This is a genomic window from Stutzerimonas stutzeri, from assembly GCF_024448985.1.
In the GTDB taxonomy this organism is placed as follows: Bacteria; Pseudomonadota; Gammaproteobacteria; order Pseudomonadales; family Pseudomonadaceae; genus Stutzerimonas; species Stutzerimonas stutzeri_AP.
Window position 1 is genome coordinate 102771 of sequence record NZ_JAMOII010000001.1, and the last position, 26411, is coordinate 129181.

A 26411-nucleotide genomic window follows, 5' to 3' on the forward strand; every position below is an offset into this window, starting at 1 on the left:
AGGTACCTCAGTGGGGAGTGATGGCGCCACGTTCGATGCGGTAAGCGGCATCGACGAGGTCTGCAGTGTGGGTCTGGTCCGATTCGGAGATGAGCACGCATAGGCCCTGTTCGCCGAGCTGCGCGATCACCTCGCCGAGTCGCCGTGAAAGCACCGGCGCGACCCCCTCGAAGGGCTCGTCCAGCAGCAGGAGCTTCTGCCCGGGCATCAGCGCACGCGCCAGGGCCACCAGCTTCTGCTGTCCGCCGGACAGCTGCATGGCGCGGCGGTCACGGTACTGAGCGATCTCGGGCAACAGGCTGTAAACCCACTCCAGGCGCTCGCGACTGCCAGGCAGGCGGTTGGCCCAGACCGGCATCAGGATGTTCTCTTCGACAGTCAGCGACGGAATCAGCCGGCGGTCCTCCGGCATGTAGCTGATGCCGCTGGCGGCACGGGTATGTGCCGGTCGGGGCAGCAACTCGCTGTCGCCGAAACGGATGGAGCCGGCGTCGGCCTCGATCAGGCCCATGATGCTCCGGATCAGCGTGGTCTTGCCTGCGCCGTTGTGGCCGATCAGGCCAACCATCTGGCCGGTCTCCACCGATAGCGACACGTCGCGCAGGATCGGCACGGACTCGATCGAGACATTTAGTCCTGTAATGCTCAGGCTCATACGCTAGCCCCCCGCTTTGCATGATCCTGGCCAGTCACTAGTTCACGGACCTTGTCGTTGTCGAGGACGGCATCTGGCGTGCCGTCGGCGATGATCTCGCCGCTGTAGAAAGCGAGGATGCGCGTCACGTAGCGACGCACCACATCCATGTCGTGCTCGACGAACAGCACCGTCACGCCATAGTGTTTAACCACCGCCATCACCGTATCCATCAGCGAGGTCTTCTCTTCGGAGCTGACGCCACTTGTGGGTTCGTCGAGGAGCAGCATCTGCGGCTCGCCGATCAGCGCCATGGCGATGTCGATCAGCTTGCGCACACCCTGCGGAACGGCTGTCACTTGCGTGTCGCGCCAGTCGCTTATGGAAAACTCATTGAGAATCGCCTCGGCACGGGCAATCCGCACGGTACTGCGCACCGGCCGCAGCACCGACGGACGCGGGCTCTCGGCGGCGGTCAGGGCGATCAGCAGGTTGTCCAGCACCGACAGAGCCGGGAACAGCTGCGCCACTTGGAACGAGCGGGCCATGCCTGCCCGGGTGATGGCGCGTGGCGTGTGGCCGAGAATAGATTTGCCGTTGAACAGGATCTCCCCGCGTGAGGGCGGCAGATAGCCGGTGACCATGTTGATGAAGGTGGTTTTGCCGGCGCCGTTGGAGCCGATCACGCCGACCACCTCGCCCTTGTCGATACGGACCGAGAGATCCTTGGCCGCGGTCACCGCACCGAACTCCTTGCACAGCGAGCGGGTTTCCAAGATGCAGGTCATGCTGCGCTACCTCCGTTGCGACGGGCGAACAGGCTCCACAGTCCCTTCGGCAGGAACACGATGATGGCCAGCAGGGTGAAGCCGAGAATCATCTGCCAGAAATGCGGTACCAGCTCGATGGCATAGGTACGCACCACGGCGAATAGCACCGCGGCGATGAATGGCGCGGCGACATGCGCGGTACCGCCCAGTAGGGCGATGAATATGAACTCGCCCGAAGTGGTCCAATAGGCCATCTCGGGGTCGACATGGCCGGCGGCCAGCGCCGTTAACCCTCCACCGAGGGCGGACACCGCTGCCGCGGCGACGTAGTTCATGTAAAGGATCCAGCGTGGCGACAGCCCCAGGTACTCCACGCGGACCTCATTCTCGCGAATGGCCTCGCAGACCGCCCCGGCGCCGCTGCGCATGTAGCGGTGTAGGAGGATGGCCAGCACCAACGCACAGACACAAGTCAGCAGGAACACGCCCTGGGCCGACTGGCTGCCCTCCGGAACCCAGCCGAACAGCGACCAGCTGGTGACATTGAAGCCGTCTGTGCTGCCCAGGCCGTGGCTCTTGACCAGCACGCCGAACAGGATCATCGAGAAAGCCAGCGTCAGCATGGCGAAGAAGATGTCGCGGTAGCGGGTCAGCAGCAGGCCGAGCACCATCGCTACCAGCACCGAGCAACCGACGCCGAGTAACAGCAGCACCGGCAATTCGGTGATCTGCAGGAACTGCCCTCCCATCCCCACGGCATAACCGCCGATGCAATAGAACAGCCCCTGGCCGAATGTGACCAGGCCGGCGCGCATCTGCATCACCACGCCCTGCACCACCAGCCCCTTTGCCAACGCGATGGTCAGTAGGAACACCAACCATTGCGGGGCGATAAACCCGCCGAGCATCAGCGCGACGGCCACCGCAAGGAGAACCCACTCAGTCTTGTCCAATCGCATCAGATTTTCCTCGCGAGCGTGCGGCCGAACAGGCCTTGTGGACGGACCGCCAGCACCAGCGACATCACGCCATAGATGACGAACAACTCGAACTCGGGCGCGTAGTGCACCGCCGCCGCACGGCTCAGGCCGACCAGCAGTGCGCCCACCGCGGCGCCCTCGATGCTACCCAGGCCGCCGATCACTACCACGGCGAAGGCCAGCACGATCACTTCGATGCCGATGCCTGGCACCACCGAGATCGCCGGCGCGGTCAGCGCCCCGGCCAGCGCGCCAAGGGTAGTGCCAATGACGAAAGTGATAGTGAACATGCGCCGCACGTTCACGCCCATAGCTTCGGCGATTTCCCGGTCATGAATCACGGCGCGCAGCAGCGTGCCCATGTTGGTGCGCTCGAGCCAGGCCCAGAGGCCCCCGCCGAGTACGAGCGAGACGCCGACCAGCGCCAGGTCGTAATTGGAGACCTTCAGGCCGCCCAACGCGCTACGACCCATCTCGGCGTAGGGCTGGTAGGCGAAATAGGGGTTGACTCCCCAGACGAGTTTCATCGCGTCTTCGAGGATCAGCAGCAGGGCATAGGTGATGATCACCATCAGCACTTCATCGCGGCCGTACATCAGCCGCAGCAGGCCGCGCTCGACGATCAGCCCCACCACCATCCCGGCGACCAGGGCGCAGCCGAGCAGCAGCAGGTAGCTGACCCAGACCGGGCCGTCGCCATTGTTGAAATACCAGCCGACCAGCGATGCGGCGCAGTAGGCACCGATCGCGTAGAAGCTGCCGTGGGCCATGTTGAGGATGCGCATGACCCCGTAGATCACCGTCAGCCCTGCGGCGACAAGGAACAGCCACGAGGCGTAAATGGTGCCGTCGATCAGCACCGCATAGAAACTAATCATGTCGGGATTCCAAGCTTGGGAAAGGGCCCGGGCGCTAGCACCCGCGGCCCATGGTTCACCGGCGTGGTGGGGTCACTGGCACTGAGCGCCCGGGAAGCCGGCCTTGATCCAGTCCTGCGCTTCGGTGCCATCCGGCGGGGTAACGCATTCGCCGCTGAAGGACACGACGTTCTTAACCGAGCCTTTGCCACTGGCTTCGTCGTAGTGGTACTCACCGTAGGCGATGCCCTGCATGGCCTGGTGACCACCCGCGCGCGCCATGTTTACCGTGCCGGAGACCGACTCGAACGTGGCACCCTTGAAGCTAGAGGCGATAGCCGCTGGAGCTGGTATCTCACCCTCGGCCTTGGCTGCCTTCTCCGCGGCGTGCTTCAAGCCGAGAATGGCTTGGGCCATCTTAGTTGCCGGGTAGGTGGGGTTGGTGCCGTACGCCTTGTTGTAGGCATCCTTGAACCAACTGTTTAGCGTGTTTTCCGGGGCGAAAGCTCCGAACGGCCCCCGTCCGCCAATGATCATGCCGTTGGGCGCCTGCCCTTCGTATCGATCGATAGCCGCTTCGCCACAAGTCAGCAGCGCGGTAGCGTCTTCGAGCAGGCCGCGCGCATTGGCCTGCAGCACGAACGCTTCCATATCGCCACCCCAGAAACTGGTATGCACGATCTCCGGCCGCTTGACCGATAAGGCCGAAATTTCAGCACCGTATTGACCCTGGAACATCTTCGGCATCTGCGACTCGACCATTTTGGTCTTGGGCATCAGTTGCTCCATTGAGGCAGCGAAGTCCCCCCAGCTGTCCTGACCCCAGGAGTAATTTTGTTGTATGCCCGCGACCCTCGTTACATCCGGGCGGGTTTTGGCGAGGTAGCGAGCTGCGCCGACATTATCCACCGCGGCATCAAGGCCGGTGCGGAAGACGAACTGCGGGGCCTTATCGTTGCTGAACAGGCGCGATGTACCGCAATCGTAAAAGACCGTCAGCGCGCCGAGCTCCTCGGCCAGAGGGGCGATCGCCAAGCAGTCGCCCGAAGACACGTATCCGACCACTGCGTCAACCTTCTGCCGCTGCACCAGGTTGCGGAACTCTTCCACCTGCTTGGTTGCGCCGCCGGCCTCGTCGATGATTACCGCCTCGATTTCGGCGCCGTTGATCCCTACCGTGTTATAGGGGGCCGGCATCGTGCCCTTATTCAGAGCCTCAACTAGCAGCTTCGCCGCATTGGCCGAGGGTTCGCCGAACGGCCCGGCCGCCGGCCCCGATAAGAACGTCACGATGCCAACGCGAAACTTTCCATTGTCTGCGGCGCTTGCTGGCCCGCTGGCTACCAGGGCGAGGCTGGCGCCTGCAATGGCCAAAGCCAAACGGTTCGTGAACGCGGTTTTCTTGTACTTGTTCATGCGGTTCTCCGTTGAGGTCATGGGTGTTGCGGTTGCGAAGCGGGTATCTCCGAGCCGCTGCGCGCCTGGGCGCGACGGCGTTCGATCAATTGCGGGGACGGCTGCAGCTCGGCGGCCGGATAGACCGACCAATTGCCCACCATCACCTTCGCGGGCGGGAACCGGTCGTTGCGTTCCAGCGTGCCTACGGCCTGCGCCTGGAGGATCTGGTGGGTGTCCGGGTCGATCCAAGAGGCGAAGCCCGGCGGGTCTTCGGGCAGGTCCAATCTCAGCCCTTCGAGTGCTTCGACCAACGACTCGCTATCGGTCTTGCCGCCGGCGGCCTGTACCGCGCGCGCGGCGGCCATCACCCCGGAATAGGCGCCCTGCGCGGCGTAGGTCGGATAGCGGCCGTTGAGCTGCTCAAAGGTGGCCACGAAGCGCCGGTTGCGCTCGGTGTCGGGCCAGTTGTTGTGATGCCGCGCCGAGAGGATCAGCCCGGGCGGCGGTACTTCGCCGAGCGAGACAAGCGCGTCGTAGTTGGCGCCGGTATCGAAGTTGGCCAGCCGAGTACTTTCGAACAGCCCCGAGCCGGCCGCCTGCTTGACGAAGGCGATGAAATCTCCGCCCCACAGCGAAGTGACCACTATGTCTGGCTTGGCCTGCAGCAGCGCGGCGGTGTGCAGGGAGTAGTCCGGCTCGTACAGCTTTGGCCACAGTTCGGTGACGGTTTCGTACTGTACGCCAAGCTCGTCCAGCGATTGCTGCAGGTCGGTCCAGGACACGTGCCCGTAGTCGTAATCGGGGCCGATGAAGGCCAGGCGCTTCCAGCCGGTGCCGGCCTGCAGGTCGCGCAGGTAGCGGGCGCCGGCGGCCATCGAGATCCAGCTGTCATTGGTGACGCGAAAATAGTAGCGATGGCCCGCCTCGATGGTCATACGCGAGGAAGCATGATCGGTGCCGATCAGCACTACGCGCTCGCGCTGGGCCACACGGCTGACCGCCTGGGCAACGCCGGAGGACACCATCCCGCAGAGTACGTCGACCTCGTCGTTGCGCAAGAAGTCTTCGGCCAGGCGTACGCCGTAAGAAGCCTTAGAGAGGTCGTCGTCGATGATCACCCGCAGCCGTGGGGTATCACGCCCCGCGGCGCGTTCGGCCTCGAGGTCGCGTATGGCGATGTCGATGCCGGCAATGCTGTCCTGGCCGTACATCGCGGCGCGGCCGGCCATCGGATAGAGGCAGCCCATGGTCAGGTCGGCCTCTCCGGCGGGCGCGCCTAGTACCACGCGTGCGGCGTGGGCGTCGCCGATCGTCAGCAACAGGCCGGCGAGGAGGGCCGCGGCGTTCAGGGCCGGGTGCGCGAGGCAGGGCTGTGACATGGGTGTTCCTCTGGGCGGTTGTTTCGCCTCTTGTTCGTCTCGACTAGAGCAAGCGATGTGCCATAAGCGAGAGACGAGGCGTGGGAAAGTGGCGCGAGGGCTCTGGCCCGGCGCTTGCGGTGTTCGATGAAAGGTTACGGCAGGTGGCGCGACGAGGGGTGCTCGAGCGGCGTTGAGCGCTGGGCTGTGCGGCAGCCGCCCAGCCGAAGAGGGCTTGAGCGGTTAGCGCTCGCTCTCGTGGCTGGCGCCCAGTCGCTGCAGGCGCCGCTTGAGCGCGTGTCGCGAGATACCCAGTAGATCGGCGGCGCGGCCCTTGTGGCCGCTGGCACGCTTGAGGGCATCGAGCACCAGGTCGCGCTCGGTGATCTGCAGGTGGTTTTCCAAGCTGCTGACTTCGATGCGTGCCGCCGGGTCCGGCGCGAAGGTCTGCTGGAATTCTACCGGCAGGTCGCCGGCTTCGATGCGCTGGCCCGGGAACAGGATGGTCAGGCGCTCGATCAGGTTCTTCAGTTCGCGGACGTTGCCCGGCCAGCGGTGCCGGCGCAAGGCTTGGCAGGCTTCGGCGGTCAACTGGATCGGCTGGCAGCCCTCTTCGCGCGCCTGACGCTCGGCGAAGTGGCCCGCCAGATTGACGATGTCCTCGCCCCGCTCGCGCAGCGCCGGCACCTCCACGGTGATTACATTCAGGCGGTAGAACAGGTCCTCGCGAAAGGTGCCCTGGCGTACCGCATCGGCCAGGTCACGGTTGGTGGCAGCCACCACGCGCGCATCGGCGCTGGCGCCTTGGTCCGAGCCCACCGGCCGGTAGCTACCATCTTCCAGAAAATGCAGCAGCTTGGCCTGCAGGGGCAGCGGCAGCTCACCGATTTCGTCGAGGAACAGCGTGCCGCCATCGGCGAGTGCGACAAGCCCGGTGCGTTTCTGATGCGCGCCGGTGTAGGCACCCTTCTCGGCGCCGAACAGCTCGGCTTCGATTAGCTGCTCAGGCAGCGCTGCGCAATTAACTTCGACGAACGCCCGCTCGGCGCGCTGGCTGCTGGCATGGATCGCCCGGGCCACTAGGGCCTTGCCTGTGCCGGACTCGCCGAGCAGCAGGATGCGCGTCGCGGTGCTGCTGGCGATCCGCATGAGGGTGGCCTGCAGCTGGCCTATCACCGGGCTTTCGCCGAGCAGGCCGTTGGCCGGAATGTCCCGGCGCCGATGGTAATCCAGCTCCTGGACCACGCGGTTGTGATCGAGCGTGGCGACGATGTCGTGCAACAGCTCGTCCAGCTCGAACGGCTTGGTCAGGTAGTCGGCCGCGCCGCTCTTGACCGCCTGGACGGCCGCGCGAGTATCGCCATGTGCGGAAATCATGATCACCGGCAGGTCCGGATATCGCTCGAGCAGCGTGGCGAGGGTCGCCATGCCGTCCATACCCGGCAGGCGCAGGTCGAGCAGCACAACATCGGGCCGCTCCCGTTCGGCTTCGCTGACGCCCGCTTCGCCGGTGTGCGCCGTGCTGACGCGCATGTTTTCGTTGCGCAGGGCAAAGCTCAGCGAGCGTACGTAGCTCTCTTCGTCGTCGATGATCAGGACGTGGACCTTGGGCATGGCGGGCTGGCTCATTGGCGTAAGAATTTTGGTGGGCCGGGGAATAGCAGGCTGACGCAGGTGCCCTTGTCCGGCTCGCTGGCGATAATCATGGTCACCAGGTTCGCCTCGGCCATCTGCTGGCAGATGCTAAGGCCGAGCCCGGTGCCGGAGGGTTTGAGTGTGAAGAACGGCGTTCTCACGTTCGCCAGGTGCTCGGGCGGGATGCCGCAGCCATCATCGTTGATGGTGATTAATATCTGCTCGCCTTGCGACTCGGCGCGCAGGCTGATAGTGCCGCCGGCCGAGCAGGCCTCCAGGGCGTTGAGGCCCAGGTTTGCGAGAATCTGCAGCGCCTGGTCGGGGTCGGCGAAGACGAGCAGGCGCGAGTCGCCCACCGAGGACAGCGCAATGTCGCGATCTTCGGCCATGGGCCGAAGTAGGCTGAGCATCTGGCGGAACAGCTCGCGGACCGGCGTGGGTTTCGGCGATGGCGGATGCGGGCGACCGTATGCGAGCAGGTCGGTGGTGACACGGGACAGTCGATCAATCTCTCGCTCCATGTCGGTCAGCAGAAGGTGGCGCTCGGGGTCGCGTTCCTGCCGGCTGAGCGCCTGCACGGTTGTCTTCATGGTCGCCAGCGGGTTGCGCACCTCATGGGCGACGCCGGTGGCGAAGCCGCCCAGCACCGCTAGCTTCTCCGCCCGCACCGTGCGGTTGATCAGGTCGTTCAGACGCTCGGCCATGATGTTGAATGCATGCGCCACGCGGCTGATCTCGTCGTTGTGCTGCTCTTCGGGCAGGCGATAGTGCAGATCGCCACCGGCCAGGCTGTTGGCCCCGTGCAGCAGCGTGTCGATGCGATGGCGCAGGCGCCGCGACAGGGTGAAAAAGGCGATCAGAATGCAGCCGAGGATGGCCGCCGCGGCCACGTACAGCCAGATACGCGCAGTCACCAGCGGCTCGAGCAGCGCGCCGGGCTGAACGTTCAGCACGATGTTCCAGCCCGGCAGGATCTCCGGCCCCTCAATCAATCGACCCGAGGCGATGGCCGGCCGCCCGGTGGCATCGAGCAAAACGCCACCCGGCACACGCAAAAGCGGCTCAATCACACCGGCGACCCCGGCGCCACCGAGCAGTTCGGTGAGCGACGCCAGGCGCAGGTGCAGGGCAATGCTGGCATCACCGCCCTGGCCGGCATCGCGGATCTGCTGACGAGCGAGCAGCCAGCCCGAGCGACCATCGCGGGGTAAGGCAGGGCCGATGATTTCCAGGTTGTCGACCTGGGTGACGGGCAAGCCATCGAGCGACCAGTCCTCGCCGGACCAGTAGGGCGGGCCGGATGCGGCCTGGCCGGCCACCACGCGAATCAGGCGATCCTGCTGGTCGAAGAACAGCACGCCGTAGAGATCGGGCAGGTCGGCCTCCAGGCGCAGCAGCGCATCGGCGTCCGGCGCGCCATACCAGTCCTGGCGAACAAATTCCGGCATGGCCGGGTGATTGGATAGGGCCGACAGCTGATAGAAGCGGTTGTCGAGAAACGAGGAAAGCCGGCTGGCCGTCGCGGTGACCTGAGCATTCAGGCGCTCGCCAGTGAGGCGGTCGAGCAGGGTGTTGGCAAAGCGCTCGTAGAGGACGCCCAAGGCGATCAGCCCGAAGATCGTCACTACGATCGACAGCAACATGTAGCGGGCAACCAAACTCAGCTGCGGCCCGGACAGCCTAATAAAGTGCATGACGATGGGCTTTGCCTGTATTGCGTTGTCATGATTAAGACACGACAGCATAGGGAGCAAACTGGGACAGTGTCCACTGCCTGTTTATCGCCGGGACACTGGTGCGCTGATCTATAAATATTCGGTGCTAATTCGCAACTCAAGGGTCCCGCTCTTAGGCGCCATTGGTTCGGCCTTGAATATACGAACCCGCTGAAGGTCGCTAACGCTAGGGAGCGAGCTAACCCGCCGCTGGTGCGCAAATGCACGGTACGCAAGCTGGTACGCACGGAAATCGACGTTCAGCGTTGCGTACCATCCTGTTCGAAGCCTCTCTTATCCTTATCCTTGGTCTGCCAATTGCCTCGCCATTTTGCGAATGTGGTCTTGGAGATACAGGCTGCTTGTCCAGTCTTCAGGAATTCCGCTACTACCGTAATAGGCGCCCGCCAGTTGTCCGCAGATCGCTGCGGTAGTGTCTGCGTCATCGCCTAGATTGGCTGCGGCCAGGATTGCAGCTTCGAATGAGTCGGTATGCCAGAAGCACCATAGGGCTGCTTCCAGACTTTCCACGACATAGCCGGATCCAACGATTTCGTCTGCGGTTAAGTTTTTGAATCGCTGGTGCTTGATCCGCGTCGTTGAGTTGGGCATCTCGAAGTCGACTTCGTCTGGGAATAGCTTTGCCTTGTCTTGCTCGCCAACGAGCGCCCTTAGTAGCACTAGGGCGAAGTACTGGCAGCACGCCAAGCACTCTGCGGAGGCATGCGTAGTGCTTGAGCTCAGCGCTGCGAAATCAATAGCGTCTTTAGGCCGACGCGCGAAATACATCGGGATGGGAGCCAGGCGCATCAGGGATCCATTGCCTGATGACGCCGAGTCGGTCTCGCCGCTGTAGGGTTCGCCCGTTCGTTGAAACCGAACAAGGGCGGCGGCAACTGTCTTGCCGATACCAAAAGCGTGAGAGCGGCACGAGTTGTGGCCTTCGTTAGCCCAGCGCCAGTAACGCTGCATCTGGTCAAGTGGATCGAATCCATTACGCTCGATGAGGCTTTCACCCAGGCACAGGGCCATGGCCGTGTCGTCTGTCCACTCGCCTTTATTCAGGCGAAACTTTCCACCGCCGGTTAGCCCGGTAACAGGTGCAAATTTACCGCGAGGCAAAAATTCAACTGCAGCCCCGACTGCGTCACCACAGGCAAGGCCCAACAAACATCCCTCGAATCGCTCGAGATTCCAATCCATTCGCTACGTTCTCCCCTAACGATTGCGCGCCGCTAGGTGCTGCGGCAGGTAAGCCGCTTTTGATTTTGGAAGACTCATACAATCTATATTTACTCAGACGGCTGGATGCCTGACGTGAACTCATTGGGTTGTTGTCTCAGCCGGTAGTCCTGACGGTGATACTTCAGTTCGAAAACTTTACCTGTATGCGTAGCCAGACTGGATGTGTCTTCTCAGTGGGCATATCGTACAAGCAGCTCACCCAATACTGAACGGTTCAATATTCGACTGGACAGAGGGCCGCCATAGACGGCGTGGTGCAGGCTAACGCGGCCAATTCTGGTTTCCCAAACTGGCGGCGTTCAATTTACGGTGGAGCGCGAACCCGAACACGCAGCCCTCTATAAGCACCTATGTGGCCAACCCGCATACTGGAGAAAGGCACTGGTGAAGGAGGCGTCGCCACGCTTAGTTTGGACGAGCGGAAAGCGATCATCCGGCCTTGGTTAGCCAGCTTGGGGGGAAGCTAACTTGATGCGTTGGATATCTCAGCGTTGCTTCATCTTGGTCGAGGGGGGGGATAGGCCCGTTTAGCGGACGGTTAGGGGTTTAGCTTTACCCGATGATGGCACATGGATATTGTGACCGTCGCCGCACACCCACCGGTGTCGCTGCACGTCAAGGCTGGCTTTCAGCACCCTCTGTCAGCCGCTTTTTCTTCCGTCAAGTTCGACTGTGAATTGCTCGGCTAGGGCACCCGTATTGGTATCGTTTTAGGATTGGTGCATGGACAAGAAGTCTTTATCCGAGCGGGACATCTGCAGCAAGTTCATCTCCCCAGCCGTTGCGATGGCTGGATGGGACATGCAGAAACAGGTCCGTGAGGAAGTCAGCTTCACTAAAGGGCGCATCGTTGTGCGCGGGAAGCTGCACAGCCGCGGCGAGTCACGCCGAGCGGACTACATTCTCTATCATCAGCCGAACCTTCCGCTTGCAGTTATTGAGGCCAAGGACAATAAGCACTCCCTGGGCTCCGGTATGCAGCAGGCATTGGGTTATGCCGAGGCGCTGGATGTGCCCTTCGTGTTCTCCAGTAATGGCGATGGCTTTCTGTTCCATGACCGCAGTGGCACAGGGAATCAGGTCGAAACGGAGCTGAGCCTAAGCCAGTTCCCTAGCCCTGCCGAACTCTGGCAACGCTACTGCCGCTGGAAGGGCCTGGAAGGTGATGCCCAGAGAAAGGCCGAGGCGCCGTATTACGACGACGGCTCAGGGCGCATGCCGCGCTACTACCAGACCAATGCCATCAACCGCACAGTAGAAGCGGTCGCACGAGGGCAGGATCGCGTCCTCTTGGTCATGGCCACCGGCACCGGCAAGACCTACACCGCCTTTCAGATCATCTGGCGACTGTGGAAGTCGAAGCAGAAGAAACGCATCCTCTTTCTAGCCGACCGCAACATCCTCGTCGACCAGACCAAGAACAACGACTTCAAGCCCTTCGGTCCGGCGATGACCAAGATTGCCAGGCGGCAGATCGACACGTCGTACGAGATCTACCTGTCGCTCTATCAAGCTGTGACCGGCACTGAAGAAGAGATGAACATCTACAAGCAGTTCTCCCGCGACTTCTTCGATCTGATCGTTATTGATGAATGCCACCGCGGCAGCGCAGCTGAGGATTCCGCCTGGCGCGAGATTCTCGACTACTTTTCCGGTGCCACTCACGTCGGCCTCACCGCCACGCCGAAGGAAACCAAAGAGGTTTCCAGCATCACCTACTTCGGTGAGCCGGTGTACAGCTACACCTTGAAGCAAGGTATCGAAGACGGCTTTCTCGCACCGTACAAGGTGGTTCGGATCGATTTCGACAAGGACCTGCAAGGCTGGCGGCCACCCAAGGGCATGCTCGACAAGAATGGCGAGCTGATCGAAGACCGTATCTACAACCTCAAGGACATGGACCGCACCCTGGTCATCGAGGCGCGCACTCAGCTGGTAGCGCAGAAGGTCACCGAGTTTCTCAAAGCCACCGATCCGTACCAGAAGACCATTATCTTCTGCGACGACATCAATCATGCCGAGCGTATGCGGCAGGCGCTGGTCAACCTCAATCCCGAGCGCGTGGCCGAGAATCGCAAGTACGTCATGCGTATCACTGGGGACGATCAGGAAGGCAAGGCCGAGCTGGACAACTTCATCGATCCCGAGTCGCGCTACCCAGTCATTGCCACCACCAGCAAGCTGATGACTACCGGTGTTGATGCCCAGACCTGCAAGCTGGTAGTGCTCGACCAGCACATCAAATCCATGACCGAGTTCAAGCAGATCATCGGCCGCGGAACCCGCATCAACGAGGACTTCGGCAAGTACTGGTTCACCATCATGGATTTCAAGAAAGCCACCGAACTGTTTGCCGACCCGGCCTTCGATGGCGACCCAGTGGTGATCTACGCCCCTGAAGGTAACGAGCCCCCAGTCCCGCCCGACGACTTATTCGAAGGCGACAGCATCAGCGCTGGCAATGAGGGCGAAGGCGATGATCTAGACTTTACCGGCGAGGATGACGGCAAGAAGCGCATCAAGTACGTTATTGACAACCTGCCGATCTACGTGATTGCCGAGCGCGTGCAGTACTACGGCCCGGATGGCCGGCTGATCACCGAATCGCTGCACGACTACACCCGTACTTGCGTGCAAAAGCAGTTCGCCTCGCTGGATGACTTCCTGCGCCGCTGGAGTGATGCAGAGCAGAAGAAGGTCATTATTGACGAAATGGCCGCCCAGGGCGTGATGTGGGAAGCCCTGGCCGAAGAAGTGGAAAAGAAACAGGGTAAGCCCCTCGATCCCTTCGACCTGATTTGCCACGTCGCCTTCGACCAACCACCGCTGTCGCGTAAAGAGCGCGCCGAGCAGGTGAAGAAGCGTAACTACTTCGCCAAGTATTCCGGCGCTGCCCGCCAGGTACTGGAAGCGCTGCTGGATAAATACGCCGACACCGGCATTGAGCATATCGAAGACATCAAAATCCTCCAGCTCGACCCTTTCAGCCAATACGGTGCGCCCATCGAACTAGTCAGGGCATTTGGCGGCAAGGCTGGCTACAACAAGGCCATCCACGAGCTGGAAGACGAGCTGTATAGCGCCTGAGGCGAAATATTTAGGAGTTAACCCATGACGGGAGCACGTCAGCCCCTGGTGCGCACACCGCTATTTCCTCTTTATTCGGAGGTTGCAGCACTGCTGCGTATTTTTGACGGTATCAACAAGGATCAGGTGCGCAGCCTAATCAAAGCCGTTCACGAGCAAACGGGCACGCCACAAAACACCGTCGACTGGAGCCGGCCGAGCCTCTGGATACCCGAACGGCTGAACGGTGCCGACCGCCAGCTGGCTCAACGGATCTGGGATGAAAGCCAGCACACAGTAAACCCCCGGCACATCTATGGGGCTTATCTGTTTATCAACACCTACCAGCTGTTGAGTCTCAATGAGGCCGTGCAATACGAGCTGGAGCATCGTGGCAATGATTTTATAGCTCGTGCCCCAGCCCTGCTGCGAGAGCTGGATGAAGCCGAAGGACTTCCGCAATTGTTAGCTATTCTGGCCGCTCATTCGCCGGGTAAACGCGCCGATCTATTGGAGGAATGGACCGAGTTTCTGCTGGAAAACTCCAATCACAAGACGCCCTCGAGCATCAACGCCACCCTTCGCCAACGCTTGCTCAACCTGACGGCTCGCGGCTACGTCAGCCGCGAGGGCAATACATACAGCATCACCAGCGCAGGGTTGGACTACGCAGCACCGCAGAGTGCGCGCCCGCAGCTGCAGGCTCATCACAATGTTTTCAGCGCCATCAAGGATTACAATGCCGCGCAAACCATCGCCTTGCGAGAGCGTCTGGAATGCCTTGATCCGTATCGCTTCGAGGAATTGATCAAGGACTTGTTGGAGGCCATGGATTACGAAAATGTCCAGGTCACCAAACAGAGCGGCGACAAAGGGGTCGATGTCATCGCCAACTTCCAGTTCGGTATCACCGAGATCAGGGAAGTGGTTCAGGTCAAACGCCACAAAGCCAACATTACCCGCCCGGTGCTAGACCAGTTGCGCGGGGCCCTGCCGCTGCATGGTGCCTTGCGCGGAACCATTATCACCATCGGTGGCTTTGCTAAGGGCTGCAAGGATGTGGCGCTCTTCCCCGGAGCCGCCCCCATCACCCTTATCGATGGGGACAAGCTCATTGAGCTGCTGATTAAGCACGGCGTCGGCATCAAACAGAAGAAGCTGTCCCTACTGGAAGTTGACGACAGCTACTTTGAAAACTCGCCCGTAGAACCCCTGAACGAATAAGGTTTTCCATGTCCATCAGCTCCACCATCAAATCCATTCAGGACATCATGCGCAAAGACGTCGGCGTCGACGGCGACGCCCAGCGCATTGGCCAGCTTGTCTGGCTGCTGTTCCTCAAGATCTTCGATGACCGCGAGCTGGAATGGGAGCTGATGGACGACAACTACAAGTCGCCCATCCCCGAAAGCTGCCGCTGGCGCACCTGGGCTGCCGATCCGGAAGGCATGACCGGTGATGCACTGAAAGACTTCATCGACAACAACCTGTTCCCCCAGCTACAGAACCTGCACGAGTACAGCAACACGCCATCGGCCTTCGTGGTGCGCAGCGTGTTCGAAGACGCCTACAACTACATGAAGTCCGGCCAGCTGCTGCGCCAGGTGATCAACAAGATCCAGCAGGGCGTGGACTTCAACAAGGCGCAGGAGCGTCACGAGTTCGGCAACCTCTACGAACAATTGCTGCGCGACCTGCAGAACGCAGGCAACGCGGGCGAGTTCTACACTCCGCGCCCGGTCACCGAGTTCATGGTGCGCATGGTCGATCCCAAGCTGGACGAGAAGGTGATGGACCCGGCCTGCGGCACCGGCGGCTTTCTCACCTGCACCATCGAGCACAAGCGCAGCCGCTATGTGAAAACCGCTGAGGATGAGCGCACCCTGCAGGCGAGCATCTACGGTGTGGAGAAGAAGCCGCTGCCGCACCTGCTGGCCACCACCAACATGATCCTCCACGGCATCGAAGTGCCGAACCAGATCCGCCACGACAACACCCTGGCCCGTCCGCTGATCAGTTGGGGGCCGAAAGAGCGGGTCGACTGCATTGTCGCCAACCCGCCGTTCGGTGGCATGGAAGAAGACGGCATCGAAACCAACTTCCCCGCCGCCTTCCGCACCCGCGAAACCGCCGATCTCTTCCTGGTGCTGATCATGCAGCTGCTCAAAGACGGTGGCCGCGCTGCGGTGGTGCTGCCCGACGGCTTTCTCTTCGGTGAAGGCATCAAGAGTCGCATCAAGGAAAAGCTACTCACCGAGTGCAACCTGCACACTATCGTTCGCCTGCCCAACGGTGTGTTCAACCCCTACACCGGCATCAAGACCAACCTGCTGTTCTTCACCAAAGGCACACCGACCAAAGAGGTGTGGTTCTACGAGCACCAGTACCCAGCCGGCGTGAAGAACTACTCCAAGACGCGCCCGATGCGCATCGAAGAGTTCGCCGTAGAAGAGGCGTGGTGGGGCAGCGAGGCCGATGGCTTCGCCGCGCGGGTGGAGAATGAATTCGCCTGGAAGGTCAGCCTGGATGACCTGAAAGCTCGCAACTGGAGCCTCGACTGCAAGAACCCCCATGTGGGCGAGCAGATCAGCCATGACCCGGACCAGCTGCTGCGTGACTATGCTCAGCTGCAAGGCGAAATCAGCCAGCTGCGCGACCAGCTCAAGGCCGTGCTGGCCGAGGCACTGGAGCGGCCATGAGCGACGTCGCCATCTACGAAAGTGCCAGCGGCCAAATCGCCGTCACCGTCGAGCACGACAGCGTATGGTTGCGCCAGGAACAACTGGCCGAGCTGTTCGGCCGTGACCGCACCGTGGTCGGCCGGCATATCCGCAACGTCTTCGCCGAGGGCGAGCTGGAGCGTGAGAGCAATGTGCAAAATCTGCACATTGCTGGCTCCGACAAGCCGGTGGCCTTCTACAACCTCGACGTGATCATCTCCCTCGGCTACCGGGTAAAGTCCCGTGAAGGTACGCGCTTTCGTCAGTGGGCCAATCAGGTACTCAAGCAACACCTGACTCACGGCTATACGCTCAATCGCGAGCGCTTCGAAGCCAACGCCCGCGAACTGGAAGCGGCACTGGAACTGGTGCGCAAGGCCGCTCGCACGCCCGAACTGGGCGAAGCCGGCGGGCGTGGGCTGGTGGAAATTGTCAGCCGCTACACCCAGACCTTCCTCTGGCTGCAGCGCTACGATGAAGGCCTGCTCACCGAGCCCACCGGCAGCCCCGGCGGTGAGTTGCCCGATGCAATTCAGGCGCGCGAGCAGCTGGCCGAGCTCAAATCCCAACTGATGGCCCGTGGCGAAGCCAGCGACCTGTTCGCCCGCGAACGTGGTGATGGCTTGGCCGCGCTGCTCGGCAACCTCGATCAAAGCGTGTTCGGCGAACCGGCTTACCCGAGCCTGGAAAGCAAAGCGGCGCACCTGCTGTATTTCGTGGTCAAGAACCATCCCTTCGCCGACGGCAACAAACGCAGCGGCGCCTACCTCTTCGTCGACTTCCTGCACCGCAACGGCCGCCTGCTCGATGCTGAGGGCAATACCGTGATCAATGACACCGGTCTGGCGGCGCTGACCCTGCTGGTCGCCGAATCCGCCCCCGCACAGAAAGACACCCTGATCCGCCTGATCATGAACATGCTTGCCCCGGAAAATCGCCTATGACCGCTCTGCTGACCGACAACCTGCCGCTGCTGGCCGGCGCGCCCAATGGCATTAAAAAGCTGCGCGAGCTGGTTCTAGAATTGGCAGTACGCGGCAAGTTGGTGCCGCAAGATCCCAGTGATGAGCCGGCCAGTGAGTTGCTGAAGCGGATTGCCAAGGAGAAGGCACTCTCAGGAAACCTCAAAAAAACAAAGTTACTTCCCGACATTACAGAAGACGAACAGCCTTTCGCCGCTCCCAGCAGCTGGGTTCTTAGTCGGCTGGGATATGTCGGAGAATGGGCTGTTGGGTCAGGGTTCCCCACGCAAGAGCAGGGGCTAACAGATCAGCCCATTCCTTTTTGTAAAGTCAGTGACATGAATCTCTCAGGTAACGAGCGCTTCATTCTCACTGCAAACAACTCCATAGACGAAACCGCTGCTTCGCGGCTTCGAGTTAATGTTCACCCTGCAGGAACAGTTGTTTTTCCAAAAATTGGCGGAGCTATTGCGACCAATAAACGGCGCTTGCTAGTCAAGCCAACGGCAATTGATAACAATTGCCTCGGCCTAACTCCAAACGGAACCTTATCGTCAGATTATTTGTTTCTCCTATTGTCTTCGATCGATTTGACTAGGTATCAAGCAGGGACTTCTGTGCCTGCGCTTAGTCAAGGTGTCTTAGCCGACATCATCGTGGGGGTTCCGCCACTCGCCGAACAACACCGCATCGTCGCTAAAGTCGATGAATTGATGGCCCTGTGCGACCGCCTGGAAGCACAGCAGGCCGACGCCGAGAGCGCCCATGCCCAACTGGTGCAGGCGCTGCTCGGCAGCCTGACTCAAGCCGCCGACGCCGAGGACTTCGCCACCAGCTGGCAGCGCCTGGCCGAACACTTCCACACCCTGTTCACCACCGAACCCAGCATCGACGCCCTCAAACAATCCCTGCTGCAACTGGCCGTGATGGGCAAACTGGTACCGCAAGATCCCAGCGATGAGCCAGCGAGTGAGCTGCTAAGGCGGTTAGCTAATGGAAAAGCGGAGCTTGTACGATCGGGCCTATTAAAAGCACCTAAGCCACTACCAGATATAAAACAACATGAGATCCCTTACGAACTACCTCAGGCGTGGAAGTGGGTGCGTCTTGGCGAAGTTAGTGAGTTCGTTAATGGTGACAGAGGCAAAAATTATCCTAACCGAACGGAATACGTCTCAGCAGGTATTCCTTGGATAAACACGGGCCATATTGAACCTGACGGAACATTGAGTCAGAACAGCATGCATTACATTGCACGTGAAAAATTCGAAAGCTTAAACGGTGGAAAAATCAGGCTTGGCGACCTTGTCTATTGCCTGCGAGGCGCAACCTTTGGGAAAACAGCGATCGTTGATCCTTACAGTGAAGGCGCCATTGCTTCGTCGTTGATGATTATTCGGCCCTTTGAGCCTTGCTCGAATCGTTTTATGTATCGATATCTGACCAGCAAAATCGGCAGAGACCAGATATTCCGATTCGATAATGGCTCTGCGCAACCTAATCTTTCAGCTAACAATGTGCGGTTGTATGTATATCCACTTCCACCGCTCCCCGAACAACACCGCATCGTCGCCAAAGTCGATCAGCTGATGGCCCTCTGCGACCAACTGAAAACTCGCCTAACCCAAGCCCGCCAGCTCAACGAACAACTGGCAACCGCACTGGTCGAGCAGGCCGTGGCCTAAACAAGGGGTGCAAAGGATGCCTATTCGCACACAAGTCTGGACTGTCGGCGCGCAGCCCGTAGCCCTCAAGGCGGCGCGGTTGGTCAGCGAGCAGCTGTTGGAAAACATGATAGTCGCAGCGCCGGCGCTGCTGTCCGAGGACTGGCTGCTGATCGGCCAGCAGGAAAGCACCGGCTACGGCGGGCGTATCGACCTGCTGGCGCTGGCGCCGGATGCCTCGCTGGTGCTGATCGAACTCAAACGCGACCGCACCCCGCGCGAGGTGGTGGCACAGGCGCTGGACTATGCCGCCTGGGTCGAGCGGCTGGAGGCGGACGATATTGCCGCCATCTATCAGCGCTTCAAGCCGCGAGGCGATCTGGCTGCTGATTTCCAGGCGCGTTTCGGGGCGACACTGGATATCGAGTCGCTCAATCAAAGCCATCAGATCGTAATCGTCGCCGCAGAGCTGGATGCCAGCAGCGAGCGTATCGTCAGCTATCTCAGCGAGCGAGATATTGCGATCAATGTGCTGTGCTTCCAGGTGTTCCAACTCGGTGAGCAGCAACTAATCAGCCGCGCTTGGCTGCTCGACCCCGCCGAAACGCCACAACCCACGGCAGTCGCCAAGCCCGGTACACCCAGCGAGCCCTGGAACGGCGAGTTCTACTGCTCCTTCGGCCACGGCCCCAGCCGCTCCTGGCCCGAGGCGCGGCAGTACGGCTTCATCTGCGGTGGTGGTGGCAGCTGGTACAGCAACAGCCTGAAGGTGCTCAGCCCCGGCGACCGCATCTGGGTCAACGTCCCCGGCGCCGGCTATGTCGGCGTTGCGCGGGTTACAGGCCATGCCACCCCAGCCATCGAGTTTCGTATTCCCTATCAAGGCACCGAGGTGCCGGCGCTGGAACTGCTCAACGGCGCTAATTATCACCGTGACCTGGCCGATGACCCGGAACGTTGTGAGTACTTCGTCTCAGTGGAGTGGCTGTTCAGCCTACCGCTGAACGAAGCCATCAAGGAAGTCGGCCTGTTCGGCAACCAGAACACTATCTGCCGCCCAACCACCCCGAAGTGGCGATGGACGGTGGACCGATTGAAAGAACGCTTCGGCGTGTGTCGGCATGCTCTGGCGCGAGTTCGATGAGAGCCTTGTGCTTTCATCCGACCAGCAAAAGCTGTTCAACACATTGGATGCCGAGCATTTCTTCAATGCGCGCACGCTGGCGAGTGGTCTGACGGCTAGCCGCCTGCTGGCCGCAGCACCGAGTTTCCTGGTGGCGGTCGGTGTATTGGGTACTTTCGTTGGTTTGACCGTCGGGCTTGAGGGGCTGGTTGGGACGTCGGACGAGATCGAGGCGCTGAAGGGCGGCATCAACAAGCTGATATCAGGCGCTGCTGTAGCGTTTATGACGTCGGTATGGGGTGTCGCTTTCAGTCTGCTGCTCAACATCATCGAGAAGATGTTCGAGCGTAATGCACTTATCGATATTCAGAAGCTGCAGCACGATATCGACTTCCTCTATCCGTTCGGGGCGTCCTGTTACTTGCCCTGCGTTCAAGGGCGACCAGCCCGAATGATGCCCTTCGCTGCATAGTACATCCCGGCCAGCCCCGCGACTGTAAACACGAGTGTCAAGAATGGTGGCCCACCAGCTTCACGGCTAATGCGGGTAGCCACCGCCATGGCAGTAAAGATTAGAAAGCACGCAAACGCCGCAAATAGCCAAGTCCATAACGTCCTCATGGCCGTGCGCCCTCCGGCATGTCATCGACATCGAAAGGGCCATCTTCCATCTCTATAACGGCGCGAACGTACCCATCCACGTCTTCTATGCCCTTTTTGCGAGCTTCGGCCTCCAGGTGGAGGCGGCGTTTTTCATTGCGCTCCGCGGCTCGCGTCATCAGTCCTTTGAAATCGGTCATGCAGAAACCTCGTCGGGGGAGTTTGGGGTTGGGAATCGCCTACTCCGGCACAGGGAGGCCTGCACATTTTTTTGTGTGTGCGCTCCACGTTTCTGCGTCCGTGACAAGCGACCCGCAATCCGGGCAGACATGCGAAGGGCGACATGCGGTGACGTTCGCATTGCTCCTAGAGCCCACGCATCCAGGGCATAGGCCATAGCCCCGCAACGGGGAGTCCCATTTAGGGGGGATGGGGTCATCGCATCGGCGGCAGTACACAAGTAGCCCCGTGTGAAAATTTATAGGAATTTTTGGCACCCGCTTTTCAGCGAGTGGCGTTTTGCCATATTCGAAAGGTACTGGGGCGAAAGCCCATTGGCAAGTGACGAAGCTTCCGGGTGGCCGGGAATATGGGGGTCGCCGGCTCAGGGACTCCCAACTGGATTCTGTTTCCTGGTTCGGCCGACTTCGCTTTAATTGCCCGCATATTGCTGCGGTGGGACTACGGGGTTTCGTCTGGCCCCGGTTCTTTCTTGACTGAAGGGCACCAAAGCAAACTGCCGTCGAGAAGATAAGTAATGGCGCCGTTGGAATCTGGTCGGAGCCGTCCCTCTTATGTGGAAATTCCAAAAGCGCACAAGCGCCTCATATCTGCGCCGAATAGCATGGCGGATCTTCATTGGGGTCACTCCATTCGGTGCAAGGGTGCATGTGAGGAGCTGATGAGAGCTGTCCCCCGCTACCCCGCGCAACCACCTTTTCCACCCATTGGCGGCCCCGCCATAATGGCGCCTGACTTAAGAATTTTTTCAATGTATCAGTGGAAGAATCAGAACGCTGATAAATTAAATGCATATTTTTTCAGCCAGCTAACGGAGAGCCGCCGTCTCCGTATCGTTAAACCGTGGCTAGTAGCCTCGCTACCCCGATCCGATGGAGACACCGAAATGCGAGACGCAACCTGCGCAGCGAACATGCTGGTAACACTAAATGGAGCAACCAAGACGGCCAAGGAATGGGCTGACGAGCGTGGGTTAAAGTGGCAGACGGTGAAGATGCGGCGCTACCGGGGAGGTTCCTGGGAGGAAGCACTTCACTCCGAACTACAACGTACTTCTTGGATGAAAGAATGGGCCTTTTAGTTGGCTACTGTGCTAGGCCAGTGGTTACGCTTCCCTTGTTGACTTGTAGTTAATTGCCGACGTTCGCCTGCCTAGCGAACGCTACCTGCTTGGGCGCTTTTGGTTCTGCCAGTGTCTGCACAGCGAGGTGCGGGCCTAGCTCTAAGCCTTGAGCGCGAGCCGCAGGTAAATTTTGCCACCTCCAGGCGACTCGCCCGCAAGGCCTTGGCTGGCTAGTTTGGCGAACAAGCCAGCCATCGTATGGGCTTGGTCGACCAGCGTGTTTTCGGCACGCGACAGGTCCTCCTTGTAAACGTCAGCGGTCTGGTGCATCAGTTGGGTCGCCATTTCATCGATCCGCGGGTACTCAATCCCGTGACATATTGTAAGCACTAACTCACTGAGGTTTTCAGGGCTGGTTACTTTGCCCGAAAAGGTCATGGCACGGCCTAACCAGCAGCTGCCCAATGGCGAAGCTCGATCGTCAGGCTTTGTTTCCCCGGTGCGTCTCCAGAGAGTTTGTTTCGTGAATATAGCGGTCACGCAGTTCGCGACCCGTTGCGCAGTGGCGACCAAGCGGCGGGTAGCAATGAGGGCAGCCACCCACGGCGTGAGCGTGATAGATATCGCGGGCGGCGCGCCAGGCAGTCGAAGCGAGGTGACCAGGCATTCCTTCCGCGCTCGCTCGCGCGTACTACTCCCGAAACTCTGCCGCTGCGTTTTCGGAATGGCCTGAAGGCGGCTGCCATTCAGGGTGAGTGTGGATCAGGCGGGCTACTCGCCAAGGAGCCTGCTGGTGCTGTTCTACCAGGTCATTGCGATCAACAAAATGTTCTTTGAGCAGATAGTCCGGCGAGCACTCCAGTAGGCTGGCGAGTTGCTTCAGCCATACCCAGGCGGTGGCTGGCGCAGTGTCCATCACCTCCAACACAGCGACAACTTCGGATTTATGCTTGGCTAAATCAGCCAGCAGCTCGGTCGGCGGCTCGTGTTCAGCCTCCCAGGTCAGCCGGCCATCCACCAGCACCAGCAAGACACCCACGGCCTTCGCCTGTTCTACCAGTTCGAAGGCACTCATATCTCGCCCCGATACTTCGCAGGTGCTGCGACAACTGCGACTTCCGCGACAAGCCCCGTAGTTTCTGATTGTGGCTGGTGCGACAGGGTTGCGACCGGCTGCGACAAACGGTGGCTGCCGTTGCCGGTGTCGCAGGCTGTCGCTGCTGCGTCGCAAGCGTCCGGGCCTTGCGTGGTCAGGGTTGTCGCAAAAGTCGCGGCTGTCGCAACGGGGCTGAGATTGAAGGTCTTGCCATCAGCCGTGCTCAACCAGCGGCGCTCTACGAGTACCGCCAGGATACAGTCACGCTGCTTGGCGCTTTTGCGAACGCAGCTCGGGCCTTCGCGCTGCAGAGTACGGGCATCGAAGCTGTGACGCTGATTGCTAAGAAGCCAATCGAGCAGCGTCTGAGCTTGGAGCAACTGCGTATCGATCTTGCTCGGGTTGGCCAGGCGCAGCGCCTCTGTCAGATACCAGCGCACCAGCCTAGCGGCGCGCTCGATCAGGTCGTGGTTAATGGTCTCCCGGCCTTCGACTACGGCGAACACACCCGCGATGCGCAGCAGATTTTCAGCCCCCTTTGCGGCGGTCGGCTTGATCTCTCGCAAGTCACCGCCCTGACCAAGTTGGCGCTCGATCGCATCGTGCTCTTCGATCCACGCAGCCAGGGCGGCAGGCTCCAGCGCGAGCACGGGTGGCGTCAGTTCGCCACTCACATCCTTATTGGGCTCCTGCGCCAGCAGGCGGGCCATGCGCTGCCAGTAGCGGCTTAGGCGTGCATCACGAGTCGGATCTGCGTCACGGTAGAAGCGCGTACCGGCTAGCGACTCCGGCCAGGCAATCAAGAAGCGCGCTAGAAAACCCTGTCCCTGCATGATCGGATTGATCAGCACCCCAGTGGCCACGATGGGTTGAATCATCAGATGAGTGCTTAAACGGCAGCCATAGCGGGCCGAGCTCTCACCCTCCGAGGCGCGGGTGCGGCTGATCGGTGCGCCGTCCCACAGTTTCGATAGACCAGCAACGCTCTTGAGCGCATTCTCGGGCTTGGTGGCATGGCCGCCAAAGAACTGCCCACCTTCGTCACTGAACAACCCTTGCGAGGGATAACCACGCAACAGGGACTTTTGCAGGCCCTCAAGGGTCGGCTCTTCGGACAGAATGAACGGCGGTGGCGGTGCCTCGGGCTCCAGCAAGTTGCCCAGGTCCTCCGCTACCGCCTCGGGGTCGCCTTTGGCCTTGTCGAGAATGTTGGTGCGAGCTTTCTGGTAGGCGTCGCGAAGGTCGCGATACTCCTTGGCGTCAGCCTTGTACTGCTCCATCAATTCCCGTTGGTGTTGCTGGTGTGCCTGCAAGGCTAGGCGATCTGCTGCCGACTTTCGGTCGCCCGACTCTGCTACGGTCAAAGCAAACAGCGACAGCGGTATCTGTTGCCCAGGGCGTTGGGCGTTACCGTGCGCCTGGGCAGCCATAGCAGCGGCGGCCAGTACCGACTGAGCAGCCAAGGCATCGGGCACCTGTACGGCTTCAACGATGGACTGGGCAGCGCCACCAAGCAATTCACCCAACGCTTGAATTGGATAAGGAGCAGCCTTCTCCATCTCGGGCAACAGGGGTAGAGGTTCTGGATAGGTGGGGGAGGCGAGAAGGATAGTCATTGAACACCTCCAAGCCAGTTACGCAGGTCGTTGAAGTCACTCAGCGTTAGCGGCGCGTCAGCTGGCCATTGCGGCAATACCAAACCACAGCCCAGGGCGGCAGCGGCCTTGGTGGCAGCGGTGCGTCCGGGGTTACCCTCGGTCTGGCGGTCGTCATCCCCGGCGATGATCATCACCGCCTCCGGGTGGTTGCGTTGCAGGTGGCGGCCAACCTCCAGCAGGTTGTTAGCAGTCATTGAGCAGGCAACCGGGTGGCCGGTTTCCTCGTGGATCGTGGCGCCGGTTGCTATTCCTTCGCAGAGGTACAGCTGCCGGCCTGGCTCGATGTGGCCCAAGGGGCTATAGCAGCCCTTCACTCGGCCGCCAGCCAGGAAGCGCTTGGCGCCGTCTGCGCGGATGCGCTGCAAGTTCACCAATGCGCCTGAACAGCACAGCGGAACCAGCAGCACGTCCCCGTGCTGGCGCAGGTTGTAAGGGCGGCAGCCCTTGGCGATCAGGTAGGGATGTTTGGGATCAGCACGCCGAGCATCACGCCACAGCCGATTGGCATACTCGGTAGCGGCTCGCTGGCGCTGATGCTGCTCTGCATCTCGCTGGCGCTTGGCCTGCTCTATGCGCTGGGCAATCAGCTGTGCTTCCAGCGGGTCTGTCGGTTTGCGATTGCTCCAGGTGTACGAGCTTCCGGCCTTCCAGCTACCGAAACAACCTGAGGCGATGCTGGTGACAAACAGCACATACCAGCCGTTGTACGTCCCGGCTTTGTCACCGGGGACATGAAAGCGATGAATCGAACCGTCGGCTATGGGTAGCCAATCCATGGAGCCGAAGACGGTTGCCAGATTGTCGCGGAACAACATTACGGCGTCAGTCACCGCAAGCGGGGTGAAGCGCAGAGCGGGCCCCATTAAGCGTCACGCTCAATGATTTTTTCGGCCAGCCAGGCGTTCAGCTCGGCGATGACGTAGTAGGCCGCCGATTGGCGGCTATTGCCGAACTTGATGGGCTTGGGAAAGGTCGGGTCTTTTTTGCGCAGCTTGTCCAGCCCGGAGCGGGTCTGGCCAATGGCCTTGCAGACCTCAGTCTGAGGGATGAGAGCTTGGTCAATCGTGGGGTGGGTAGGGTGCATCTGAGCGCCTCCGTATGGGTTACGGGGCGCAACGTAAACTGCTCTGTCGGAGTCTTCTAAACCATCATAAGTGCGTTTATGGTGAGACTGTGGAGCGATCGGAAATCTGCATCAGAACGTCATCGGGTAGATACTCAAGTCCTTCTCGGAAGTCGTCGCAGGCCCGTTTTACAGTGCTTTCACTGATGTTCAGCTGTACGGCGGCATCCGCGACCGCATCCAGCCATTTGGAACCTTTTCGCAAGTTAAGGACGACTATGGCGGCAGCATGGAGATCACGCTCATAGGTATCCTCCCGTTTGTATCCGCCTCGGGTGCGCGTTAAGCCAAAGGCTTGGTCTGCATTTTTCCCTTCCATGATCAGGGCGAAAACATGTTTCATCAGCGCGTATAGCGCATCTGGATCGACATGCTCGTCGTCTTGCATCCGCTCATGGAAAAGCTCGATCACCTTGCGAGACAGGGCTGGATCGAAGTGGTGCTTCAGGATATCAATGGTGGTGAGCAGCTGATCGGAAGTTACGTTGTCCCATTTGCGCATTT

The 26411-nt window shown here is 60.4% G+C and carries 22 protein-coding genes and 1 pseudogene; 7 read left to right on the forward strand and 16 right to left on the reverse strand.

Going from position 1 to position 26411, the window contains the following annotated elements:
- Nucleotides 1–7: 7 nt before the first annotated feature.
- The 9 genes from NA647_RS00510 to NA647_RS00550 all read right to left on the reverse strand — a co-directional run bounded on the left by NA647_RS00510 (nt 8) and on the right by NA647_RS00550 (nt 10550).
- A complete protein-coding gene (locus NA647_RS00510) occupies nt 8–655 on the reverse strand; it encodes an ABC transporter ATP-binding protein (RefSeq protein ID WP_256055930.1) in 648 nt (215 codons plus the stop codon).
- A complete protein-coding gene (locus tag NA647_RS00515; protein ID WP_256055931.1) occupies nt 652–1422 on the reverse strand; it encodes an ABC transporter ATP-binding protein in 771 nt (256 codons plus the stop codon). The genes NA647_RS00510 and NA647_RS00515 overlap by 4 nt, the downstream gene beginning before the upstream one ends.
- Nucleotides 1419–2363 (reverse strand): branched-chain amino acid ABC transporter permease, encoded by a 945-nt coding sequence (locus NA647_RS00520; protein WP_256055932.1) that lies wholly within the window; start codon nt 2361–2363, stop codon nt 1419–1421. Before NA647_RS00520 ends, NA647_RS00515 begins: the two co-directional genes overlap by 4 nt.
- A complete protein-coding gene (locus NA647_RS00525; RefSeq protein ID WP_256055933.1) occupies nt 2363–3262 on the reverse strand; it encodes a branched-chain amino acid ABC transporter permease in 900 nt (299 codons plus the stop codon). Before NA647_RS00525 ends, NA647_RS00520 begins: the two co-directional genes overlap by 1 nt.
- A 72-nt stretch (nt 3263–3334) precedes the next feature.
- Nucleotides 3335–4657, reverse strand: a complete 1323-nt coding sequence (locus NA647_RS00530) for an ABC transporter substrate-binding protein (protein WP_256055934.1) — start codon at nt 4655–4657, stop codon at nt 3335–3337.
- A gap of 17 nt (nt 4658–4674) precedes the next feature.
- A complete protein-coding gene (locus NA647_RS00535) occupies nt 4675–6018 on the reverse strand; it encodes an ABC transporter substrate-binding protein (protein WP_256055935.1) in 1344 nt (447 codons plus the stop codon).
- Nucleotides 6019–6240: 222 nt separating this feature from the next.
- A complete protein-coding gene (locus tag NA647_RS00540; RefSeq protein ID WP_256055936.1) occupies nt 6241–7611 on the reverse strand; it encodes a sigma-54-dependent transcriptional regulator in 1371 nt (456 codons plus the stop codon).
- Between the two features lie 11 nt (nt 7612–7622).
- Nucleotides 7623–9326: a sensor histidine kinase gene (locus NA647_RS00545; RefSeq protein WP_256055937.1), complete on the reverse strand. Its 1704-nt coding sequence runs from the start codon at nt 9324–9326 to the stop codon at nt 7623–7625.
- A 321-nt stretch (nt 9327–9647) separates the two neighbouring features.
- Nucleotides 9648–10550: an ADP-ribosylglycohydrolase family protein gene (locus NA647_RS00550; RefSeq protein ID WP_256055938.1), complete on the reverse strand. Its 903-nt coding sequence runs from the start codon at nt 10548–10550 to the stop codon at nt 9648–9650.
- 765 nt (nt 10551–11315) lie between these two features.
- On the opposite strand from NA647_RS00550, the gene hsdR reads away from it, so the two are divergent.
- The 7 genes and pseudogenes from hsdR to zorA form a co-directional block, all read left to right on the forward strand.
- A complete protein-coding gene (gene hsdR / locus NA647_RS00555; RefSeq protein WP_256055939.1) occupies nt 11316–13679 on the forward strand; it encodes an EcoAI/FtnUII family type I restriction enzme subunit R in 2364 nt (787 codons plus the stop codon).
- Between the two features lie 24 nt (nt 13680–13703).
- Entirely contained in the window at nt 13704–14882 is a 1179-nt protein-coding gene (locus NA647_RS00560; RefSeq protein WP_256055940.1) for a restriction endonuclease, read from the forward strand.
- A gap of 8 nt (nt 14883–14890) precedes the next feature.
- The gene (locus NA647_RS00565) at nt 14891–16357 is read left to right on the forward strand and encodes a type I restriction-modification system subunit M (RefSeq protein WP_256055941.1); all 1467 of its coding nucleotides are present in this window, start codon (nt 14891–14893) and stop codon (nt 16355–16357) included.
- Nucleotides 16354–17322, forward strand: coding sequence for a RhuM family protein (rhuM, locus tag NA647_RS00570; RefSeq protein WP_256055942.1), 969 nt, complete (start codon nt 16354–16356; stop codon nt 17320–17322). Before NA647_RS00565 ends, rhuM begins: the two co-directional genes overlap by 4 nt.
- Nucleotides 17319–19025 carry a restriction endonuclease subunit S gene (locus tag NA647_RS00575; protein WP_256055943.1) on the forward strand — a complete coding sequence of 569 codons (1707 nt, stop codon included), beginning with the start codon at nt 17319–17321 and terminating at the stop codon, nt 19023–19025. Before rhuM ends, NA647_RS00575 begins: the two co-directional genes overlap by 4 nt.
- A 16-nt stretch (nt 19026–19041) precedes the next feature.
- On the forward strand, nt 19042–20148 hold the full coding sequence (locus NA647_RS00580; RefSeq protein WP_256055944.1) for a nuclease: 1107 nt from the start codon (nt 19042–19044) through the stop codon (nt 20146–20148).
- Nucleotides 20120–20530 (forward strand): annotated as a pseudogene (zorA, locus tag NA647_RS00585) (anti-phage ZorAB system protein ZorA); the annotation flags it as partial. The gene NA647_RS00580 and the pseudogene zorA, both read left to right, overlap by 29 nt.
- A 214-nt stretch (nt 20531–20744) precedes the next feature.
- Here zorA and NA647_RS00590 read toward each other — a convergent pair.
- From NA647_RS00590 to NA647_RS00620, 7 genes are all read right to left on the reverse strand, one after another.
- The gene (locus tag NA647_RS00590; protein WP_256055946.1) at nt 20745–20927 is read right to left on the reverse strand and encodes a hypothetical protein; all 183 of its coding nucleotides are present in this window, start codon (nt 20925–20927) and stop codon (nt 20745–20747) included.
- A gap of 1262 nt (nt 20928–22189) precedes the next feature.
- Entirely contained in the window at nt 22190–22375 is a 186-nt protein-coding gene (locus tag NA647_RS00595) for a hypothetical protein (RefSeq protein ID WP_256055947.1), read from the reverse strand.
- Nucleotides 22376–22721: 346 nt separating this feature from the next.
- Nucleotides 22722–23105, reverse strand: a complete 384-nt coding sequence (locus NA647_RS00600) for a hypothetical protein (RefSeq protein ID WP_256055948.1) — start codon at nt 23103–23105, stop codon at nt 22722–22724.
- Entirely contained in the window at nt 23102–24742 is a 1641-nt protein-coding gene (locus tag NA647_RS00605; protein WP_256055949.1) for a YfjI family protein, read from the reverse strand. Before NA647_RS00605 ends, NA647_RS00600 begins: the two co-directional genes overlap by 4 nt.
- Nucleotides 24739–25647 (reverse strand): toprim domain-containing protein, encoded by a 909-nt coding sequence (locus NA647_RS00610; protein ID WP_256055950.1) that lies wholly within the window; start codon nt 25645–25647, stop codon nt 24739–24741. The genes NA647_RS00605 and NA647_RS00610 overlap by 4 nt, the downstream gene beginning before the upstream one ends.
- Nucleotides 25647–25868, reverse strand: a complete 222-nt coding sequence (locus NA647_RS00615) for a helix-turn-helix transcriptional regulator (RefSeq protein ID WP_256055951.1) — start codon at nt 25866–25868, stop codon at nt 25647–25649. The genes NA647_RS00610 and NA647_RS00615 overlap by 1 nt, the downstream gene beginning before the upstream one ends.
- Before the next feature lie 76 nt (nt 25869–25944).
- Nucleotides 25945–26409: a hypothetical protein gene (locus NA647_RS00620; RefSeq protein WP_256055952.1), complete on the reverse strand. Its 465-nt coding sequence runs from the start codon at nt 26407–26409 to the stop codon at nt 25945–25947.
- Nucleotides 26410–26411 lie beyond the last annotated feature (2 nt).

Coding starts and splice junctions, on each gene's coding strand:
- NA647_RS00550 (WP_256055938.1), bottom strand. CDS start 10,550: ATGGATTGGAATCTCGAGCGATTCGAGGGATGTTTGTTGGGCCTTGCC.
- NA647_RS00525 (WP_256055933.1), bottom strand. CDS start 3,262: ATGATTAGTTTCTATGCGGTGCTGATCGACGGCACCATTTACGCCTCG.
- NA647_RS00545 (WP_256055937.1), bottom strand. CDS start 9,326: ATGCACTTTATTAGGCTGTCCGGGCCGCAGCTGAGTTTGGTTGCCCGC.
- rhuM (WP_256055942.1), top strand. CDS start 16,354: ATGAGCGACGTCGCCATCTACGAAAGTGCCAGCGGCCAAATCGCCGTC.
- NA647_RS00565 (WP_256055941.1), top strand. CDS start 14,891: ATGTCCATCAGCTCCACCATCAAATCCATTCAGGACATCATGCGCAAA.
- NA647_RS00590 (WP_256055946.1), bottom strand. CDS start 20,927: ATGACCGATTTCAAAGGACTGATGACGCGAGCCGCGGAGCGCAATGAA.
- NA647_RS00575 (WP_256055943.1), top strand. CDS start 17,319: ATGACCGCTCTGCTGACCGACAACCTGCCGCTGCTGGCCGGCGCGCCC.
- NA647_RS00580 (WP_256055944.1), top strand. CDS start 19,042: ATGCCTATTCGCACACAAGTCTGGACTGTCGGCGCGCAGCCCGTAGCC.
- NA647_RS00610 (WP_256055950.1), bottom strand. CDS start 25,647: ATGGGGCCCGCTCTGCGCTTCACCCCGCTTGCGGTGACTGACGCCGTA.
- NA647_RS00595 (WP_256055947.1), bottom strand. CDS start 22,375: ATGGCGACCCAACTGATGCACCAGACCGCTGACGTTTACAAGGAGGAC.
- NA647_RS00510 (WP_256055930.1), bottom strand. CDS start 655: ATGAGCCTGAGCATTACAGGACTAAATGTCTCGATCGAGTCCGTGCCG.
- NA647_RS00540 (WP_256055936.1), bottom strand. CDS start 7,611: ATGCCCAAGGTCCACGTCCTGATCATCGACGACGAAGAGAGCTACGTA.
- NA647_RS00560 (WP_256055940.1), top strand. CDS start 13,704: ATGACGGGAGCACGTCAGCCCCTGGTGCGCACACCGCTATTTCCTCTT.
- NA647_RS00605 (WP_256055949.1), bottom strand. CDS start 24,742: ATGACTATCCTTCTCGCCTCCCCCACCTATCCAGAACCTCTACCCCTG.
- NA647_RS00520 (WP_256055932.1), bottom strand. CDS start 2,363: ATGCGATTGGACAAGACTGAGTGGGTTCTCCTTGCGGTGGCCGTCGCG.
- NA647_RS00615 (WP_256055951.1), bottom strand. CDS start 25,868: ATGCACCCTACCCACCCCACGATTGACCAAGCTCTCATCCCTCAGACT.
- NA647_RS00535 (WP_256055935.1), bottom strand. CDS start 6,018: ATGTCACAGCCCTGCCTCGCGCACCCGGCCCTGAACGCCGCGGCCCTC.
- NA647_RS00530 (WP_256055934.1), bottom strand. CDS start 4,657: ATGAACAAGTACAAGAAAACCGCGTTCACGAACCGTTTGGCTTTGGCC.
- NA647_RS00515 (WP_256055931.1), bottom strand. CDS start 1,422: ATGACCTGCATCTTGGAAACCCGCTCGCTGTGCAAGGAGTTCGGTGCG.
- NA647_RS00600 (WP_256055948.1), bottom strand. CDS start 23,105: ATGAGTGCCTTCGAACTGGTAGAACAGGCGAAGGCCGTGGGTGTCTTG.
- hsdR (WP_256055939.1), top strand. CDS start 11,316: ATGGACAAGAAGTCTTTATCCGAGCGGGACATCTGCAGCAAGTTCATC.
- NA647_RS00620 (WP_256055952.1), bottom strand. CDS start 26,409: ATGCGCAAATGGGACAACGTAACTTCCGATCAGCTGCTCACCACCATT.